Source organism: Streptomyces sp. NPDC090445 (assembly GCF_044769385.1).
GTDB lineage: Bacteria > Actinomycetota > Actinomycetes > Streptomycetales > Streptomycetaceae > Streptomyces.
The window spans coordinates 89937-108671 of record NZ_JBIVXV010000017.1 but is presented as its reverse complement, the minus strand read 5'-3'; the positions used below and the strand labels follow the sequence as shown (position 1 = coordinate 108671).

The 18735-nt window shown below is 70.7% G+C and carries 16 protein-coding genes and 1 pseudogene; 6 read left to right on the top strand and 11 right to left on the bottom strand.

Annotation, left to right across the window (positions count from 1 at the left end; all coding sequences use genetic code 11):
- Positions 1 to 357: 357 nt before the first annotated feature.
- From ACIQUT_RS27195 to ACIQUT_RS27165, 7 genes and pseudogenes are all read right to left on the bottom strand, one after another.
- A pseudogene (locus tag ACIQUT_RS27195) lies at positions 358 to 609 on the bottom strand (hypothetical protein); the annotation flags it as partial.
- On the bottom strand, positions 564 to 1982 hold the full coding sequence (locus tag ACIQUT_RS27190) for an NAD(P)/FAD-dependent oxidoreductase (protein WP_403566444.1): 1419 nt from the start codon (positions 1980 to 1982) through the stop codon (positions 564 to 566). The gene ACIQUT_RS27190 and the pseudogene ACIQUT_RS27195, both read right to left, overlap by 46 nt.
- Positions 1983 to 2003: 21 nt before the next feature.
- Complete coding sequence (locus ACIQUT_RS27185; protein WP_403566442.1) at positions 2004 to 2798, bottom strand: ABC transporter permease; 795 nt, start codon at positions 2796 to 2798, stop codon at positions 2004 to 2006.
- A complete protein-coding gene (locus tag ACIQUT_RS27180) occupies positions 2798 to 3727 on the bottom strand; it encodes an ABC transporter permease (protein ID WP_403566441.1) in 930 nt (309 codons plus the stop codon). Before ACIQUT_RS27180 ends, ACIQUT_RS27185 begins: the two co-directional genes overlap by 1 nt.
- Positions 3724 to 4875, bottom strand: a complete 1152-nt coding sequence (locus ACIQUT_RS27175; protein ID WP_403566439.1) for an ABC transporter ATP-binding protein — start codon at positions 4873 to 4875, stop codon at positions 3724 to 3726. Before ACIQUT_RS27175 ends, ACIQUT_RS27180 begins: the two co-directional genes overlap by 4 nt.
- A 68-nt stretch (positions 4876 to 4943) precedes the next feature.
- Positions 4944 to 6191, bottom strand: coding sequence for a spermidine/putrescine ABC transporter substrate-binding protein (locus ACIQUT_RS27170; protein WP_403566437.1), 1248 nt, complete (start codon positions 6189 to 6191; stop codon positions 4944 to 4946).
- A 49-nt stretch (positions 6192 to 6240) separates the two neighbouring features.
- Positions 6241 to 7755: a gamma-aminobutyraldehyde dehydrogenase gene (locus ACIQUT_RS27165; protein ID WP_403566435.1), complete on the bottom strand. Its 1515-nt coding sequence runs from the start codon at positions 7753 to 7755 to the stop codon at positions 6241 to 6243.
- 181 nt (positions 7756 to 7936) lie between these two features.
- On the opposite strand from ACIQUT_RS27165, the gene ACIQUT_RS27160 reads away from it, so the two are divergent.
- The gene (locus ACIQUT_RS27160) at positions 7937 to 8497 is read left to right on the top strand and encodes an NADAR family protein (RefSeq protein ID WP_403566433.1); all 561 of its coding nucleotides are present in this window, start codon (positions 7937 to 7939) and stop codon (positions 8495 to 8497) included.
- A gap of 471 nt (positions 8498 to 8968) precedes the next feature.
- Positions 8969 to 10579: a TROVE domain-containing protein gene (locus ACIQUT_RS27155; RefSeq protein ID WP_403566432.1), complete on the top strand. Its 1611-nt coding sequence runs from the start codon at positions 8969 to 8971 to the stop codon at positions 10577 to 10579.
- Positions 10580 to 10662: 83 nt separating this feature from the next.
- Here the strand turns inward: ACIQUT_RS27155 and ACIQUT_RS27150 are convergent, their stop codons facing one another.
- Complete coding sequence (locus ACIQUT_RS27150; RefSeq protein ID WP_403566430.1) at positions 10663 to 11358, bottom strand: DUF4190 domain-containing protein; 696 nt, start codon at positions 11356 to 11358, stop codon at positions 10663 to 10665.
- A gap of 110 nt (positions 11359 to 11468) precedes the next feature.
- Here ACIQUT_RS27150 and ACIQUT_RS27145 point away from each other — a divergent pair, with 110 nt between their 5' ends.
- Both ACIQUT_RS27145 and ACIQUT_RS27140 read left to right on the top strand, forming a co-directional pair.
- A complete protein-coding gene (locus ACIQUT_RS27145) occupies positions 11469 to 12494 on the top strand; it encodes an adenosine deaminase (RefSeq protein WP_403566429.1) in 1026 nt (341 codons plus the stop codon).
- 21 nt (positions 12495 to 12515) lie between these two features.
- Positions 12516 to 13205, top strand: coding sequence for a glycerophosphodiester phosphodiesterase (locus tag ACIQUT_RS27140; RefSeq protein WP_403566427.1), 690 nt, complete (start codon positions 12516 to 12518; stop codon positions 13203 to 13205).
- 33 nt (positions 13206 to 13238) lie between these two features.
- Here the strand turns inward: ACIQUT_RS27140 and ACIQUT_RS27135 are convergent, their stop codons facing one another.
- From ACIQUT_RS27135 to ACIQUT_RS27125, 3 genes are all read right to left on the bottom strand, one after another.
- Positions 13239 to 13709, bottom strand: a complete 471-nt coding sequence (locus tag ACIQUT_RS27135) for a hypothetical protein (protein WP_403566426.1) — start codon at positions 13707 to 13709, stop codon at positions 13239 to 13241.
- 71 nt (positions 13710 to 13780) lie between these two features.
- Positions 13781 to 14959, bottom strand: coding sequence for a spermidine/putrescine ABC transporter substrate-binding protein (locus tag ACIQUT_RS27130; protein ID WP_403566425.1), 1179 nt, complete (start codon positions 14957 to 14959; stop codon positions 13781 to 13783).
- 136 nt (positions 14960 to 15095) lie between these two features.
- Positions 15096 to 16535 carry a gamma-aminobutyraldehyde dehydrogenase gene (locus ACIQUT_RS27125; RefSeq protein ID WP_403566423.1) on the bottom strand — a complete coding sequence of 480 codons (1440 nt, stop codon included), beginning with the start codon at positions 16533 to 16535 and terminating at the stop codon, positions 15096 to 15098.
- 170 nt (positions 16536 to 16705) lie between these two features.
- Here ACIQUT_RS27125 and ACIQUT_RS27120 point away from each other — a divergent pair, with 170 nt between their 5' ends.
- Together ACIQUT_RS27120 and ACIQUT_RS27115 are read left to right on the top strand one after the other, a co-directional pair.
- Positions 16706 to 17209, top strand: a complete 504-nt coding sequence (locus ACIQUT_RS27120; protein WP_403566422.1) for an Lrp/AsnC family transcriptional regulator — start codon at positions 16706 to 16708, stop codon at positions 17207 to 17209.
- Positions 17210 to 17211: 2 nt separating this feature from the next.
- Entirely contained in the window at positions 17212 to 18573 is a 1362-nt protein-coding gene (locus ACIQUT_RS27115) for an aspartate aminotransferase family protein (RefSeq protein WP_403566420.1), read from the top strand.
- Positions 18574 to 18735 lie beyond the last annotated feature (162 nt).

Sequence of the window (18735 nt, the reverse complement as noted above, 5' to 3'; positions counted from 1 at the left end):
CGATCGTGTGATGGTCGGCTTCCGGGCTTGCCGGGACCTGGGCGGTTCGGGCTGCGGTGACCGTGCGATCTGGGACGCCGGGTACGGCGCCAGTGTGCAGGGCCCCCGCTCCACCGGAGTGATGGTTCGGGGCCTCCCCGTCGCCTCTGGCCGTGCCCAGATGGCCAGGTCGCGCAGGGAACTGGCCTCCCGGGACCGGACCACGGACAGGATCCGTGTCGCCGCCCCGGGGTCGAGTACGCCGGCGACCTGGGGGTACCTCCCAGCGGTAGCTGGGGGAGCGCCCAGGACCGTTCGGGGCGTGCGGCTGAGCGGACCCACTCCCGCCCAGTCCACAGGAACGGTACGGGACCACGATCCAGTGCCGAGCCAGCGCGAGGCAGTGCCCGGGGGCACGAAGAAGCCCAGCCGGGTGCCGCCCGGGCCGGCGAGGACCAGGCCTGTCCGATCGCGCAGGCGGCGTAGCACGGCGCGGGTCCCCCGGCCCAGCCGCCCGGGCAGGATCAGCACGTCCCACCGCCGGCCTGCGGGCAGCGGGGCGGTCCCGCAGGGGCTGACGGCCGTCAGCTGTCGAAGCCGAGGCCGAACCTGTCGAGCGTCTTCAGCCACAGGTTGCGGCGGCCGCCGCGGGCGTCGGCCCGGGCCAGGGACCACTTGGTGAGCGTGATGCCGGTCCAGGCCAACGGCTCGGGCGGGAACGGCATCGGCTTGGACCTGACCATCTGGAGCCGGGTCCGCTCGGTGCGCGCGCCGTCGAGCAGGTCCAGCATCACGTCCGCTCCGAAGCGGGTGGCGCCGACGCCGAGCCCGGTGAAGCCGGAGGCGTAGGCGACCCGGCCGGAGTGGGCGGTGCCGAAGAAGGCGGAGAAGCGGGAGCAGGTGTCGATGGCCCCGCCCCAGGCGTGGCTGAAGTTGACGCCCTCCAGCTGCGGGAACGCGGTGAAGAAGTGCCGGGCGAGCTTCAGGTAGGTCTCGGGGCGGTGGTCGTACTCGGAGTCGAGGCGGCCCTTGTAGGGGTAGATGGCGTCGTAGCCGCCCCACAGGATCCGGTTCTCCGGGGTGATGCGGAAGTAGTGGAACTGGTTGGCGCTGTCGCCCATGCCCTGGCGGCGCTGCCAGCCGATGGCCTTCAGCTGGTCGGCGGTCAGCGGCTCGGTCATCAGCGCGTAGTCGTAGACCGGGACGGTGAACGGGCGGATCCGCTTGACCAGGGAGGGGAAGATGTTGGTGCCGAGGGCCACCCGGCGGGCGAAGATCCGCCCGTACGGCGTGCGTACGGCCATCCCCGGGCCCGAGGAGGCCAGCGACAGGCCCCGGGTGTTCTCGTAGATGCGCACGCCGAGGCCGAGGCAGGCCCGCTTCAGGCCCCAGGCGAGTTTGGCCGGGTTGAGCATGGCCACGCCGTCGGTGTCCCACAGGCCGGCGAGGAAGGTCGGCGAGTCGACCTCGGCGCGCAGCTCGTCGCGGTCCAGCCAGCGCGAGCCGCCGGCCAGGCCCAGCTTCTGCGCCTCCTCGTGGAGTTGGCGCAGCTCCTCGACCTGGTGGGGCTCGGTGGCCACATCGATCTCGCCGGTGCGCTCGAAGTCGCAGTCGATGCCGTAGCGGGCGACCGCCGCCTCGATCTCGTCGAGGTTGCGGGCGCCCAGCTCCTCCAGCCGGGCCAGTTCGCCGGGCCACCGGGCCATGCCGTTGGCCAGGCCGTGCGTGAGGGAGGCGGCGCAGAAGCCGCCGTTGCGGCCGGAGGCGGCCCAGCCCGCCTCCTTCGACTCGATCAGGACGACGTCCCGGGCGGGGTCGCGCTCCTTGGCGATCAGCGCGGTCCACAGGCCGCTGTACCCGCCGCCGATGACCAGCAGGTCGCAGGCCTCGTCGGAGGTCAGGGCCGGCTGTGCGGCGGGCTTGCCGGGGTCGTCCAGCCAGTACGAGACCGGCAGTGCTTCGGAAAGGGATTTCGCAACGCTTCGCATGGCGACTGGGGCCATGTCTTCCAACTCCCTACAGAGTTACTTGGGCTGTGCGCTCTTGCGGCGGTTGCCGACCACCTGGGCGGCGAGGACCACCAGCACCGCGAGGACGAACATCGCCGTGCCGATGACGTTGATCTGCACGGGCGTACCGCGCTGGGCCGATCCCCACACGAACATGGGGAAGGTGACGGTGTTGCCCGAGTTGAAATTGGTGATGATGAAGTCGTCGAAGGAGAGCGCGAAGGCCAGCAGCGCGCCCGCCGCGATGCCGGGTGCCGCGATCGGCAGGGTGACCCGTACGAAGGTCTGCACCGGGCCCGCGTAGAGGTCGCGGGCGGCCTCCTCCAGCCGCGGGTCCATCGACAGCACGCGCGCCTTGACGGCGGCGACGACGAAGCTGAGGCAGAACATGATGTGGGCGATCAGGATCGTCCAGAAGCCCAGCTGGATGCCCATGTTGAGGAACAGCGCGAGCAGCGAGGCGGCCATCACGATCTCGGGCATGGCCATCGGCATGAAGATCAGCGAGTTGACCGCGCCACGCGCCCGGAACCGGTATCGGACCAGGGCGAACGCGATGGCGGTGCCCAGCAGGGTGGCGGCGAGGGTGGACCACAGGGCGATCTGGAGCGACAGGGACAGGGAGCCGCACAGGTCGGCGACCCCGCAGGGGTCCTTCCAGGCGTCGAGGGAGAACTCCTGCCAGGCGTAGTTGAACCGCCCGGCGGGGTTGTTGAAGGAGAACAGCGTCACGACGAGGTTCGGCAGCACCATGTAGGCGAGCGTGCCGAGGCCGGCGATGACCACGAAGTTGCGGCGGAGCCACTGCATCAGACCAGGTCCTCCGTTCCCGCACGGCGGATGTAGAGGGTGACCATGACCAGCACGATGGCCATGAGGATGAAGGAGAGCGCGGCCGCCGTCGGGTAGTCGAGGATGCGCAGGTACTGCGACTGGATGACGTTGCCGATCATGCGGGTGTCGGTCGAGCCGAGGAGCTCGGCGTTGACGTAGTCGCCGCTCGCCGGGATGAAGGTGAGCAGGGTCCCGGAGACCACGCCCGGCATGGACAGCGGGAAGGTGACCTTGCGGAAGGTGGTGGCGGGGCGGGCGTACAGGTCGCCGGCCGCCTCGTGGAGGCGCGGGTCGATGCGCTCCAGCGAGGTGTAGAGCGGCAGGATCATGAAGGGGAGGAAGTTGTACGTGAGGCCGCAGACCACCGCGAGCGGCGTGGCCAGCACCCGGTCGCCCTCGGTGAGGCCGAGCCAGCTGGTGACGTCCAGGAAGCCGATCGTGTTGAGGAAGGACACGACCGGGCCGCCGTCGGACAGGATCGTCTTCCAGGCCAGGGTGCGGATCAGGAAGCTGGTGAAGAACGGCGCGATGACCAGCACCAGCAGCAGGTTGCGCCAGCGGCCCGCCCGGAAGGCGATCAGGTAGGCCAGCGGGTACCCGAGCAGCAGGCAGAGCACGGTCGCGGTGCCGGCGTACAGCAGGGAGCGCAGGAACTGCGGGAGGTACTCGGTGAAGGCGTCCCAGTAGGTCCCGAAGTGCCAGGTGACCGCGAAGCCCTCTTCGAGGGAGCCGGTCTGCACCGAGGTCGAGGCCTGGTAGATCATCGGCAGCACGAAGAAGACGAGCAGCCACAGGATGCCGGGCAGCAGCAGCCAGTACGGGACCAGCCGCTTGCGCAGGGAGGGCCTGTGGACCGGGGGCTCGGCCGGGGCGGGGGCCTCGGGTGGGGCCGCGGTGGCGGTCATGCGCCCTCCTCGACCGTCTCGATGCCCGCCTCGATGTCCTGTGCGGCGTCGAGCCCGAAGGTGTGCTCGGGGTTCCAGTGCAGGACCACCTCGGTGCCCGGGGTCAGGCGGGGGTCGCGCTCAATGTTCTGCACGTACACCTCCAGCTCGGGGCAGACCGGGCTGTCGATCACAAACTGGGTGGAGACCCCGATGAAGGAGGAGTCGGCGATCCGGCCGGCGACCTTGTTCCGGCCGGCCGCGACGGTGTGCTCCTCGTCCGCGGGGACCAGGGAGATCTTCTCGGGGCGCACGCCGACCAGCAGCTTTCCGCCCGCCCTGGGGGTGGTCGAGCAGCGGGCCGCGGGGAGCCTGAGCTTCGTCCCGGCGGAGCTGACGACGACGTCGGAGCCGCCGGCCTCCACGACCTGGGCCTCGATGAGGTTGGAGGTGCCGAGGAAGTTCGCGACGAAGGTGGTGCGCGGGTTCTCGTAGAGCTCGGCGGGGGCGCCGAGCTGCTCCACCCGGCCGCCGTTCATCACGGCGACCGTGTCGGCCATGGTCATGGCCTCCTCCTGGTCGTGCGTGACGTGCACGAAGGTGATGCCGACCTCGGTCTGGATCCGCTTGAGCTCCAGCTGCATCTGGCGGCGCAGCTTGAGGTCGAGGGCGCCGAGGGGCTCGTCGAGGAGGAGCACCTGGGGGTGGTTGATCAGGGCGCGGGCGACGGCGACGCGCTGCTGCTGGCCGCCGGACAGCTGGTGCGGCTTGCGCTGGGCGAACTGGCCGAGCTCGACCAGGTCGAGCATGTCCTCGACCTGCTTCTTGACGGACTTGATGCCGCGGCGGCGCAGACCGAAGGCCACGTTCTCGTGGATGCTCAGGTGCGGGAAGAGCGCGTAGCTCTGGAAGACCGTGTTCACGGGGCGCTTGTACGGGGGAAGCTGGGTGACGTCGCGCTCGCCCAGGTGGACCGTGCCGGTGGAGGGCTCCTCCAGGCCGGCGATCATCCGCAGGGTCGTGGTCTTTCCGCAGCCGGAGGCGCCGAGCAGGGCGAAGAAGGAGCCCTGGGGAATGGTGAGGTCCAGCGGGTGCACGGCGGTGAACGTGCCGTAGTGCTTGCCGATCCCGGCGAGGCGGACGTCGCCGCCCGCGGTCTTGTCAGTCATGGGTCGCGGCCTTCGGTGGTGGTGTTCTTCGGAAGAGTTGCGGGGGGCGGTGCCGGTACGGGCGCTCGTCAGGCTCCGATGAGCTTGGCGAACTTTTCCTCGTACTCGGTCTCTTCCTCGCTGGTGAGCATGCGGAAGGCATGGGCCCTGGCGGTCATCTCCTCGTCGGGAATGATCAAGGGGTTGTCCGCGAGCGCAGGATCGATTTTCGCAAGGTCGTCCTTGACCCCTGCGACCGGGCACACGTAGCTGATGAAGGCCGCGAGCCGGGCGGCGATCGGGGGCTCGTAGTAGAAGTCGATGAGCTTCTCCGCGTTGGCCTTGTGCCGGGCACGGGCCGGTACGAGGAGGTTGTCGCTGGAGGTGATGTAGCCGACGGCGGGGATGGCGTACTGGATGTCCGGGTTGCCGGCCTGCAGCTGGATGACGTCGCCGGCCCAGGCCAGGCAGGCCGCGAGGTCGCCCTTGTCCAGGTCGGAGGTGTAGTCGTTGCCGGTGAAGCGGCGGATCTGCTTGGTGTCCACGCCCTTCTGGAGCCGGGCGATGGCCGCGTCGTAGTCCGGGGTGGTGAAGGTCGCCGGGTCCTTGCCCTGGTCGAGGAGGGTCATGCCGACGGTGTCGCGCATCTCGGTGAGGAAGCCGACCCGGCCCTTGAGGGTGGGGTCGTCGAGCATCTGCGTGACGGAGTCGACCTTCTTCCCGCCGGTCGCCTTGGTGTTGTAGGCGATGACGGTGTTGATGCCGGTCCACGGGTAGCTGTGGGCGCGGCCCGGGTCCCAGTCGGGGCTGCGGTACTGCGGGATCAGGTTGGCGAAGGCGTGCGGCAGGTGGGAGGGGTCCAGCTTCTGCGCCCAGCCCAGGCGGATGATGCGGGCGGCGAGCCAGTCGGTGACGACGATCAGGTCGCGGCCGGTGTCCTGGCCGGAGGCCAGCTGCGGGCGGATCTTGCCGAAGAACTCGACGTTGTCGTTGATGTCCTCGGTGTACTTGACCTCGATGCCGGTCCGCTTGGTGAACTCCTCCAGCGTCGGGTGGGTCTTCTCGTCGTCGCTGATGTCCATGTACTCGGTCCAGTTGGAGAAGTTGATCACCTTCTCCGTGTCCGAGTGGTCGTCGGAGGCCGCTGTCGCGCCGTCGCGCCGGGCCGGCGGGATGCCGCAGGCGCTCAGGGAGGCCAGGCCGCCGAGGGTGAGCGCGCCGGCGCCGGAGGCGCGCAGCAGGGAGCGGCGGGTGAGGGCGCCGCGCCCGCCGGTGAGGCTGCGCCGCATCGCGGCGGCCTGTGCCGCGGAGAGGCGCTCGGGCTCGAACTGCTCCATGGGCTGTGCCCTTTCGGGATGGGTGGGCCGCCGGTCGGACGGCCGGCTGCTATCGGTCCCCGAAGATCGTGCGGTGCCAGTCCTTCGCGGCGACCGCGGTGTTGTCGTACATCACGTGCTTGACCTGCGTGTACTCCTCGAAGGAGTACGAGCTCATGTCCTTTCCGAAGCCGCTCGCCCCGTATCCCCCATGGGGCATCTCACTGATGATCGGGATGTGGTCGTTGATCCACACGCACCCGGCCCGCAGCTCGCGGGTGGCGCGGTTCGCCCGGTAGACGTCGCGGCTCCAGGCGGATGCGGCGAGTCCGTACGGGGTGTCGTTGGCCAGCGCGATGCCCTCGTCGTCGGTGTCGAAGGGCAGGACGACGAGGACCGGCCCGAAGATCTCGGACTGGACGATCTCGCTGTCCTGGGGTGCGCCGGTGATCAGGGTGGGCCGGTAGTAGGCGCCGTCGGCGAGGGCGCCGCCCGGGACCGTGCCGCCGGTGGCGACGGTGGCGTAGGCGCGGGCGCGCTCGACGAAGCCGGCGACGCGGTCGCGCTGGGCGTGGGAGACGAGCGGCCCGAGGTCGGTGGCCGGGTCGAAGGGGTCGCCCAGGCGGACGCTCTCCATCAGTTCGGCGACGCGGGCGGTGAAGGCCTCGTACAGGGGGCGCTGGACGTAGGCGCGGGTGGCTGCCGTGCAGTCCTGGCCGGTGTTGATCAGGGAGGCGGCGACGGCGCCGTGGGCGGCGGCCTCCGGGTCGGCGTCGTCGAAGACGAGGAAGGGCGCCTTGCCGCCGAGCTCCAAGTGGAGCCGTTTGACGGTGGCGGTGGCGATCTCGGCGACGCGCTTGCCCACGGGGGTGGAGCCGGTGAAGGAGGTCATGGCGACGTCCGGGTGGCCGACCAGGTGCTCGCCGGCGTCCCGGCCTGCGCCGGTGACGATGTTGATCACGCCGTCGGGGATGCCCGCCTCCGTGGCTGCCTGCGCGAGCATCAGGGAGGTCAGCGGGGTCAGCTCGGCGGGCTTCAGGACGATCGTGTTGCCCGCGGCGACGGCCGGGAGGATCTTCCAGGCGGCCATCTGGAGGGGGTAGTTCCAGGGGGCGATGGAGCCGACGACCCCGATCGCCTCGCGGCGCACGTACGAGGTGTGGTCCCCGGAGTACTCGGCGGCCGCCTGCCCCTGGAGGTGGCGGGCGGCGCCCGCGAAGAAGGCGGTGTTGTCGATCGTCCCCGGTACGTCGAACTCGGTGGTCAGCTTGATCGGCTTGCCGCACTGCAGCGACTCGGCGTGCGCGAGGTCGTCCGCCTGCGCGGCCAGGACGGACGCCAGCCGGTGCAGGGCGTCCGAGCGCTCGCCCGGGGTGGCCGCCGACCAGGCGGGGAAGGCGCGCCGGGCGGCGGCCACGGCCTCGTCCACGTCGGCGGTGGAGGCCAGCTCGTAGGTGAGGACGTCCTCACCGGTGGCGGGATCGACCACGGTGTGCGACCGTCCGGAGGTACCGGTCCGCAGCCGGCCGTCGATGTACTGCGCGCCGTCCGCGAAGCGGTCCTCGACCTGGAAGCGACTACCCATCACGCTCTCACGCCCTCGTGGCTTCAGCTCGAATTGAGTGCCGATCCTGGCAGAGGTGTTACCCGCAGCCAAGTGATTCCGTTGTTTCCTTTTGATTACGCGACGGATTCGGTCGACCATGTGTCGAGGGACACCTCAAATCCCGTACGAAGTGTCCGTGGCGACTGCCAGACTCCCGTGCATGGAGATGATCGACACTTTGATCGAGCAGGTCAGCCGAGGTGACCGGGTGAAGTTCCTGCCCTTCTGGGGACACCGGCCGCGGCCGGACGGGACGCTCGGCCCGAGCTGCCTGAGCCAGTGGTGGCCCGCTCCGTTCACCGTGGACGGCGTCCGCTACGACACCGCCGAGCACTGGATGATGGCCGGGAAGGCCCGGTTGTTCGGGGACGCCGACGGGGAGCGCGCCGCGCTGGCCGCCGCGACCCCGGCCGAGGCCAAGAAGGCGGGGCGGCTGGTGCGCGGCTTCGACAACGAGGTGTGGGAGCGGGAGCGGTTCGCCCTGGTCGTGGAGGGCAGCGTGCACAAGTTCCGCTCCACGCCGCAGCTGCGCTCGTACCTGCTGACAACCGGGGACCGGGTCCTGGTGGAGGCTAGTCCGATGGACCGCATCTGGGGCATCGGGCTGGCGGCCGACGACGCCCGGGCCCTGGACCCGGCGCGCTGGCGCGGGCTGAACCTGCTGGGGTTCGCCCTGATGGAGGCCCGGGAGCGGCTGCGCGCCGAGGCGCAGGAGGCGTAGCCGCCCGAAGGAAAAATTGCGTGGCGCGCGCCGTGGGCCGCGGCCTACGGTGTGATCGTCCAGGTGCGCAGGCGAGACCTACTTCCACTCTTAACGGGCAGGTCGCGGGTTCGAGTCCCGTCACCGGCTTCGGGCCGGTGTAGCTCAGTCGGCAGAGCAGCATGTGGTTTCGCCGCCTTGATCTCTGGACACACCTCACGCACCTCCCGGTGCGCAGGCTGCGGCTCCTTCTTTTGCAAAGAATCCCAGGCCGCCGCCACCTTGATCTCGGGAGGCCGCGTGCGGGACGCCCGGTGCGCAGGCGACGGCTACTTCCGGACCATGAGGTCGCGGGTTCGAATCCCGCCCGGCCACGGCCGGTGGAGCAGCCCGGAAGCTCGCATGGCATGCAGCCCGTCGCCGACCTTCCGACCTCGGGCGTCCCGCACGTCACGCCTTCCCCCAGTGTGAACGGAATTCGGGGGAATTCTCATGGCCCGCTTCAACCGGCGCGCGTCCGCGGCCGCTTCCGGAACCACGACCGCCGCGCCGGTGTCACCCGTGTCACCGGTGCGCTCGACCGGGCGGCGCGCCGGCAACCACCACGGCAGCCCCGGCTTCGTCCGCGATCCGCGCTCGGAGCTGTTCCTGCTCGCCGTCGCCAACTTCGTGACGCAGCGCACCGCCTACGAGGGCGCACGGGAGCGCGACGACCGCTTCGCCGCCCTGGTGCGCACCCTGGCCGTCGAGGACCCCGAATGGACCGCCGGCCTGCTGGGCTGGCTGCGCGGTGAGGGCAACATGCGCACCGCCTCGCTGGTCGGCGCCGCCGAGTACGTCAAGGCGCGGCTCGACGCGGGCGCCACCGGCGGGCCGTCCAACCGGCAGGTGGTGGACGCCGTCCTGCGGCGTGCGGACGAGCCCGGCGAGCTCCTGGCCTACTGGACGGAGACGTACGGGCGCGCCGTGCCGAAGCCCGTCAAGCGCGGCATCGCCGACGCCGTGCGCCGGCTCTACTCCGGCACCTCCCTGCTGAAGTACGACACCGCGTCCAAGGGCTTCCGCTTCGGCGACGTGCTGAACCTCGTGCACGCCGCGCCGGACCCGGCCAAGCCCTGGCAGAGCGAGCTGTTCCGCTACGCCCTCGACCGCCGCCACCACCCGGACGCGGCCGAGGCGCCGTCCGGCAACCGCACCCTGATCGCCCACCGGGAGCTCATGGCGCTGCCGGTCGAGGAGCGCCGGGCCGTGGTGACGGGCCCCGGCGGCGCCGAGCGGCTCGCGGCGGCGGGCATGACCTGGGAGGCGCTGGCCGGCTGGCTGCAGGGGCCGATGGACGCGGCCGCCTGGGAGGCGGTCATCCCGTCCATGGGCGTGATGGCGCTGCTGCGCAACCTGCGCAACTTCGACGAGGCCGGGGTCTCGGACGAGGTGGCGGCGCAGGTCGCCGCCCGGGTCTCCGACCCGGATGCGGTCGCCCGGTCCCGGCAGTTCCCGTTCCGCTACCTGGCCGCCTACCAGCACGCGCCGTCCCTGCGCTGGGCGTACCCGCTGGAGCAGGCCCTCGGGCACTCGCTGGCGTCCGTACCCGCGCTGCCGGGGCGCACCCTCGTCCTCGTCGACCGGTCCGGGTCGATGTGGTCGCCGCTGTCGGACCGCTCGCAGCTCAACCGGGCCGACGCCGCGGCCGTCTTCGGCACGGCGGTGGCGCTGCGGGCCGAGCACGCGGACCTGGTGCAGTTCGGCACGTCCAGCAAGCCGGTCCCGTACCACCGGGGCGAGAGCGTGCTGAAGGTGCTGGAGCGGTTCGAGAACCTCGGCGGCACCTACACCGCGGAGGCCGTCCGCCGGCACTACCGGGACCACGACCGGGTCCTGATCGTCACCGACGAGCAGGCGTCCTACACCTACGGCGGCGACCCGACGGCCGAGGTCCCGGACGAAGTGCCGGTCTACACCTGGAACCTGGCCGGGTACCGGGTGGGGCACGCGCCCTCCGGGTCGGCGAACCGGCACACCTTCGGCGGGCTCACCGACGCGGCCTTCCGCACGGTGCCGCTGATCGAGGCGGGCCGGGACGCCGACTGGCCGTGGGCCGGCTGAGGCCCGCCGCACGCACGCCGGGCCCGCACGCACGCCGGGCCTGCGCGGACGCCGGGCCCGGCTGCGGGCCCGGCGCCGGGGCGTCAGACCTTCTCGCGCATCCGCGAGTTGGAGTACGGGCTGTTGTACCCGCCGCCCCCGCCGTCGCGTTCGAGGATGCCGATGATCCCGATCGTGAGGAGCGCCGCGCCGAGCAGGATGCCTATCGCGCCGAGGATGATGCCCGCCAGGGCCATGCCGCCGTTGGTGGCCTCGCCCCGGCGGGCCTTGCCGCGGCCGAGCGCGCCGAAGACGACCGCCGCGATGCCGACCGCGATCGCCAGGAAGCTGGTGATGCAGCCGACGACCGACAGGATGCCGAGGACGAGCGCGGTGGTGCCGAACCCGTTGCTCGGCTGCCCGCCGTAGGGGACGTACGCGGCCGGGCCCGGGTAGCCGGGGTAGCCGTACACGGACGGGGCGGACTGCGCGGACGGCGCTCCGGGGTAGCCGGCACCGGGGTAGCCGTACCCGCCGGGGGCCGGCTGGGCCGGGTAGGCGTAGGCCGGGGGCACGGCCGACGGGGCCGGCTGTGCCGGCGCCGGGGGCTGCGCGGCCCCCGGGTACGCGGGGGGTGTCGGTGCGGGTGGCGTGCCGGCCCCCGCGCCCGGCATCCCGGCGATCGTGATCTGGTCGTGCACGGACGGCGGCCCCGGCACCCCCGGTCGTCCCTGCGGCCCGCCCGGCTCCCCCGCCGGCGGCGCCCACGGGTCCCTCGGGTCGGGACTCTGGTCGGTCATGCGTCGCCCCCCTCTCGTACGGCCATGCTATGCGCTGCCGCCGACATGCCCGGGGCTGCCTACGATGAAGCCCGATCCGTCCGAACCCGTGCCATCCCGGAGGCATTGCCGTGCCCGACCTGACCCCCTTCATCGCAGGGCTCCCCAAGGCGGAGCTCCACGTCCACCACGTCGGCTCGGCCTCCCCGCGCATCGTGGCCGAGCTCGCCGCGCGGCACCCCGACTCCAAGGTCCCCACCGACCCGGAGGCGCTCGCCGACTACTTCACCTTCACCGACTTCGCCCACTTCATCGAGGTCTACCTCTCCGTCGTGGACCTGGTGCGCACCCCCGACGACGTGCGCACCCTCACCTTCGAGGTCGCCCGCGACATGGCGCGGCAGAACATCCGCTACGCCGAGCTGACCATCACCCCGTACTCCTCCACGCGCCGCGGCATCGACGAGCACGCGTTCATGGAGGCCATCGAGGACGCCCGCAAGGCCGCCGAGGGCGAACTCGGCGTCATCCTGCGCTGGTGCTTCGACATCCCCGGAGAGGCCGGCCTGGAGGCCGCCGCCGAGACCGCGCGCCTCGCCGTCGACCTGCGCCCGGAGGGCCTGGTCTCCTTCGGCCTCGGCGGCCCCGAGATCGGCGTCCCGCGTCCGCAGTTCAAGCCGTACTTCGACGCCGCCCGGGCCGCCGGCCTGCGCAGCGTGCCGCACGCCGGCGAGACCACCGGGCCGGAGACCGTCTGGGACGCCATCCGCGAGCTCGGTGCCGAGCGCATCGGCCACGGCACCAGCGCCGTGCAGGACCCGGAGCTGCTGGCGTACCTCGCCGAGCACCGCATCGCGCTGGAGGTCTGCCCGACGTCGAACATCGCCACCCGCGCCGTGGCCGACCTGGACCGGCACCCGGTCAAGGAGATGGTCGAGGCGGGCGTGCTGGTCACCATCAACAGCGACGACCCGCCGATGTTCGGCACGGACCTCAACACCGAGTACGCGGTCGCCGCCCGGCTCCTCGACCTCGACGAGCGCGGGATCGCGCAGCTGGCGAAGAACGCGGTCGAGGCCTCCTTCCTGGACCGGGCCGGCAAGGAGCGGATCATCGCGGAGATCGACACCTACACCGAGGCCTGGCTCGCGCGCTGACGCCACCGGAGAATGGGCGCCATGCGCACCCTGACGGCCGTCGCCCACCGCGGCGATCCCTACCGGTTCCCCGAGAACACCGTGCCCTCCGTCCGCTCGGCGCTCGCGCGCGGGGCGGACGCGGTGGAGATCGACGTACGGCTGACCCGCGACGGGGAGCCGGTCCTCCTGCACGACGACACACTGTGGCGGCTGTGGCGGCACGACGTGCGGCTGGACGCCGTCACGGCCGCGCAGCTGCGGGAGATGACGGCGGGCGGGGTCCCGACGCTGCGCGAGGCCCTGGCGGCCTCGGGCCCGGGCCGGGTGATGATCGACCTGCCGGGCGCGACCGCCGAGTCGGTGCGGACGGTGGTCGGGGTGGTCCGCGAGTGCGGGGCCCGCGAGCGTGCGTACTACAGCGCGGGCCCGAACACCATGCTGGCCGTGCGCGCCGCCGATCCGGGCGCGGAGATCGCGCTGACGTGGACGACGCTGTCGCCGCCGCGCCGGGTGCTGATCGACGCGGTGGCGCCGGCCTGGCTCAACTACCGCTTCGGGCTGGTCGGCCGGGAGCTGGTGGACGCGCTGCACCGGGACGGCCTGAAGGTCTCGGCGTGGACCGCCGACACCGCGCCCTCGATGCGCAGGCTGCTGGCGGCCGGGGTGGACGCGATCACCACCAACCGGATCGACGTCCTGGCGTCCGTCCGCGCCCGGTTCGGCCGGTGAGGCCGCGGGCGCGGGTACGGGCGGCGGCCGCCGTCAGGCGGTGGCGGGCAGCGCCTCCAGCCGCTTGACGAGGCGGCGGAGCGCGATCAGCGGGATCACCCCGAAGACCCCGAAGGACATGTCGATGAGGCTCCACCCGAAGGGGATGTCCCGGATGGGCCCGCAGATCAGGGCCAGGGGGATGACGCCGGCGCAGGCGATCATGCCGGCTTCGATGATCCAGATGTTGCGTACGGGGTCGCGCAGGACGCCGTAGAAGAAGACCGCGATCACCAGGTGGGCGAACGCGAGCCAGTCGTTGCCGTACAGGAGGAACGGGTACTGCGCGTCGGCATGATCCAGGCCCTCGCCGACCCGGGCCAGCCATGCGTGGGAGACCAGGGAGTTGGCCCAGCGCAGCTCGGTGACGAGGGGGAAGGCCGTGAGCCCGCTGAGGACGAGGCACACGATGAAAAGGATCAGCCAGGCACGGATCCGCCGCCGGAGGGCGTTTCTCTCGCTCATGGCAGCACCCTACGCCTCGAATTGAACGCGTTCAGCCAATTCACTGAACGCGTTCAGTTTCGTGGTGATGATCACAGACCCGCGATGGCGTTCCAGCGGCGGGCGAAGGAGCGGCGCTCCGCGGAGGTGACGGCGCGGGCCACGGCCAGCCGCTTGCGCATCTCCCCGTCCGGGAACATCAGCGGGTTCTCGGCGAGCTCCGCGGTCTCCTTGTCCTCCGAGGCGGCCAGGACCTCGCGGGCGGCCGGCACGGGGCAGACGTAGTTCACGAAGGCGGCGAGCTCGGCAGCCACCTCAGGGTCGTAGTAGTAGTCGACGAGGGCCTCGGCGTTGGCCTTGTGCCGGGCCAGGTTGGGTATGAGCATGCTCTCCGACCACAGCTCGCCGCCCTCCTCGGGGACCGTGAACTCGATGTCGGGGTTGTCGGCCTTGAGCTGGATGGCGTCGCCGGAGTAGGCCTGGCAGGCCAGGACGTCGCCCTTGGCGAGGTCGGAGGTGTAGTCGTTGCCGGTGAAGCGGCGGATGTGCTTCTTGCGCACCAGCTCCTCGACCTGGTCGCACATCCGGTGGAAGTCGGCCTCGGTCCACCGGGTGACGTCCACGCCGTTGCCCTGCATCAGCAGCGCGAAGGACTCGTCGAGGCCGGAGAAGAGGGTGACCCGGCCCGCCAGGTCCGGGTGCCACAGGTCCTTGACGGACTTGATCTCCCGGCCGAGCGCCTTGCGGTTGTACGCGATGCCGGTGATCCCCGACTGCCAGGGGACGGTGTGCAGGCGGCCCTCGTCGAAGGCGGGGGAGCGCAGCTGCGGGTCCAGGTGCGCGGCCACGTTGGGCTGCGCCGCGCGGTCCATCTTCTGGACCCAGCCCAGCCGGACGTAGCGGGCGGCCATCCAGTCGGTGATCACCACCAGGTCGCGGCCGGTGTCCTGGCGGTTCGTCAGGGCGGGGCTGATCTTGCCGAAGAACTCGTCGTTGTCGTTGATCTCCTCGCTGTAGGAGACCTCGATTCCGGTCTTCCGCGTGAAGGCCTCCAGGGTGGGGCGGCGCTCCTCGTCCTCCTCGTCGGCGTCGATGTACAGCGGCCAGTTGGAGAAGGCGATGCTCCGGTCCCGCCCCGAGCGGTCCGGGCCTCCCCGCCGGTCCTCGGGGACGTACGCGGACGGCACGCCGCAGCCGGCGAGGGCCGCGAGCAGGCCGGCGGCACCGATTCCGCGCAGCGCCGTACGGCGGGGGAAGGCGAGTTCAGGCATGGAGAAGAGCCTCGGGGAACGTGACGGGGGCGGGCAATGGACACATTGTCCACTGCCCGCCCCTTGATCGAACTCCGGCGGCTCTTGCGCGGTCCGCACCGGACCGCGTGCGGCCGTGACCGGTCGTGACCGTTCGTCAGCCGTCGAGCGAGGTCATCACGTGCTTGATGCGGGTGTAGTCCTCGAAGCCGTAGGCGGAGAGGTCCTTGCCGTAGCCGGACTTCTTGAAGCCGCCGTGGGGCATCTCGGCGACGAGCGGGATGTGGGTGTTGATCCACACGCAGCCGAAGTCGAGCTTCTTGGACATGCGCATCGCGCGGCCGTGGTCCTTGGTCCACACCGAGGAGGCGAGGGCGAACTCGACGCCGTTCGCGTACTCCACGGCCTGCGCCTCGTCCGTGAAGGACTGGACGGTGATGACGGGGCCGAAGACCTCGTTCTGGATGATCTCGTCGTCCTGCTTGAGGCCGGAGACGACGGTCGGGGCGAAGAAGTAGCCCTTGTCGCCGACGCGGTGGCCGCCCGCCTCGACCTTGGCGTGCGCCGGGAGGCGGTCGATGAAGCCCGCGACCTGGCTCAGCTGGTTGGGGTTGTTCAGCGGGCCGTAGAGCACGTCCTCGTCGTCCGGCTGGCCGGTCTTGGTGTCGGCGGCGGCCTTCGCGAGGGCGGCCACGAACTCGTCGTGGATGGACTCGTGCACGAGGACGCGGGTCGCGGCCGTGCAGTCCTGGCCGGCGTTGAAGTAGCCGGCGACGGCGATGTCCTCGACGGCCTTGGCGATGTCGGCGTCCTCGAAGACCACTACCGGGGCCTTGCCTCCGAGCTCCAGGTGGACGCGCTTGACGTCCTTCGAGGCGCTCTCGGCGACCTGCATGCCCGCGCGGACGGAGCCGGTGATGGAGGCCATCGCCGGAGTGGAGTGCTCGACCATGGCCTTGCCGGTCTCGCGGTCGCCGCAGACGACGTTGAAGACGCCCTTGGGCAGGACCGAGTCGATGATCTCCGCCATCAGGACGGTGGAGGCGGGGGTGGTGTCCGAGGGCTTGAGCACCACGGTGTTGCCCGCGGCGATGGCCGGGGCGAACTTCCACACGGCCATCATCATCGGGTAGTTCCACGGCGCGACCTGGGCGCAGACGCCGACCGGCTCACGGCGGATGATCGAGGTCATCCCGTCCATGTACTCACCGGCGGAGCGGCCCTCCAGCAGCCGGGCCGCACCCGCGAAGAAGCGGATCTGGTCCACCATCGGGGGCAGCTCCTCGCTGGCCGTGAGGCCCAGCGGCTTGCCCGTGTTCTCGGACTCGGCGGCCACGAGCTCGTCCGCGCGCGCCTCGAAGGCGTCGGCGATCTTGAGCAGGGCCTTCTGCCGCTCCGAGGGGGTGGTGTCGCGCCAGCCCGGGAAGGCGGCAGCGGCAGCGGCCATGGCCGCGTCCACGTCGGCCTGGCCGGAGAGCGGAGCCGTCGCGTACACCTCGCCGGTGGCGGGGTTGACCACGTCGGTGGTCCGCCCGTCGGCGGCGTCCTTGAACTCCCCGCCGATGTAGTTGCGCAGACGACGCAGTTCGGTGGTCACTACAGCCACACTCCTGATCACATGTCCAATGATTGAGACGCTCACCCAAGCCTAGCCCCTGGGCGGAGGCTTTCGACAGGGCCAGACACGGCCACCTACGAAATCCGTGAGATCCACATCCGCAGACAACGGATTTCATTGAATCCGTCTTGCGGAACAGACGACTCCTCGTGCAGAGTGAGGTCGTGGTCAGTCGAAGCGCAGATTCCAGGAGCAGGCAGCCGTCCCCTTCGGTCGATGCTGTGTCGCTCGCGATCATCGAGCAACTGCAGGAGGACGGCCGGCGTCCGTACGCGGCGATCGGCAAGGCCGTGGGCCTGTCCGAGGCGGCCGTGCGCCAGCGCGTGCAGAAGCTCCTCGACCAGGGCGTCATGCAGATCGTCGCCGTCACCGACCCGCTCACCGTGGGCCTGCGCCGCCAGGCCATGGTCGGCATCAACGTCGAGGGCGACGTCGACCCGGTGGCCGATGCCCTGACCCAGATGGCCGAGTGCGAGTACGTGGTGATGACCGCGGGCTCGTTCGACCTGATGGTGGAAATCGTCTGCGAGGACGACGACCACCTGCTGGAAACGATCAACAAGAAGATCCGCGCGCTCCCCGGCGTGCGATCCACCGAAAGCTTCGTTTATCTGAAGCTGAAGAAGCAGACCTACATGTGGGGAACCCGATAACCGTGACCCAGGACCTGTCCAAAACCGCGTACGACCACCTGTGGATGCACTTCACCCGCATGTCCTCGTACGAGAACACCCCCGTCCCCACCATCGTCCGCGGTGAGGGCACCTACATCTACGACGACAAGGGCAAGCGCTACCTGGACGGTCTCGCCGGACTGTTCGTGGTCAACGCCGGTCACGGCCGCAAGGAGCTCGCCGAGGTCGCCTACCGGCAGGCGCAGGAGCTCGCATTCTTCCCCGTGTGGTCCTACGCCCACCCCAAGGCCGTCGAGCTGGCCGAGCGCCTCGCCGGCTACGCGCCGGGCGACCTGAACAAGGTCTTCTTCACCACCGGCGGCGGCGAGGCCGTCGAGACCGCCTGGAAGCTGGCCAAGCAGTACTACAAGCTCAAGGGCAAGCCGACCAAGTACAAGGTCATCTCGCGTGCCGTCGCCTACCACGGCACCCCGCAGGGCGCGCTGTCCATCACCGGCCTGCCCGCCCTCAAGGCCCCCTTCGAGCCGCTGGTCCCCGGCGCGCACAAGGTGCCGAACACCAACATCTACCGCGCCCCGATCCACGGCGACGACCCCGAGGCCTTCGGCCGCTGGTGCGCCGACCAGATCGAGCAGCAGATCCTCTTCGAGGGCGCCGACACCGTCGCCGCCGTCTTCCTGGAGCCGGTGCAGAACGCCGGCGGCTGCTTCCCGCCGCCGCCCGGCTACTTCCAGCGCGTCCGCGAGATCTGCGACACGTACGACGTGCTCCTCGTCTCCGACGAGACGATCTGCGCCTTCGGCCGCCTCGGCACGATGTTCGCCTGCGACAAGTTCGACTACGTCCCGGACATGATCACCTGTGCCAAGGGCATGACCTCGGGCTACTCCCCGATCGGCGCCTGCATCGTGTCGGACCGCGTCGCCGAGCCCTTCTACAAGGGCAACAACACCTTCCTGCACGGCTACACCTTCGGCGGGCACCCGGTGTCCTCCGCCGTGGCCCTCGCCAACCTCGACATCTTCGACAAGGAAGGCCTCAACCAGCACGTGCTGGACAACGAGTCCGCCTTCCTGAAGACGCTGCAGAAACTGCACGACCTGCCGATCGTCGGCGACGTCCGCGGAAACGGCTACTTCTACGGCATCGAGCTCGTCAAGGACAAGGTCACCAAGGAGTCCTTCACGGACGAGGAGACCGAGCGCGTGCTCTACGGTTTCCTCTCCAAGGCGCTCTTCGAGAACGGCCTGTACTGCCGGGCCGACGACCGCGGCGACCCGGTCGTCCAGCTGGCCCCGCCGCTGATCGCGGACCAGGGCACCTTCGACGAGATCGAGGGGATCCTGCGCTCGGTGCTCACCGAGGCGTGGACCAAGCTGTAGGGCCAAGCCGGCCTGCAAACAGTCCGAACCACACGGCCCGGGTGCCCCGTTCGAGTGAGAACGCGGGGGTCCGGGCCGTGTGCTGTCGCCATTCGCGAGGTTCGTCTCTTTACATCTCAGTGCGGCGCCAGTGACCGAAGGGGCTCCGCTTCGTTCCCCCGG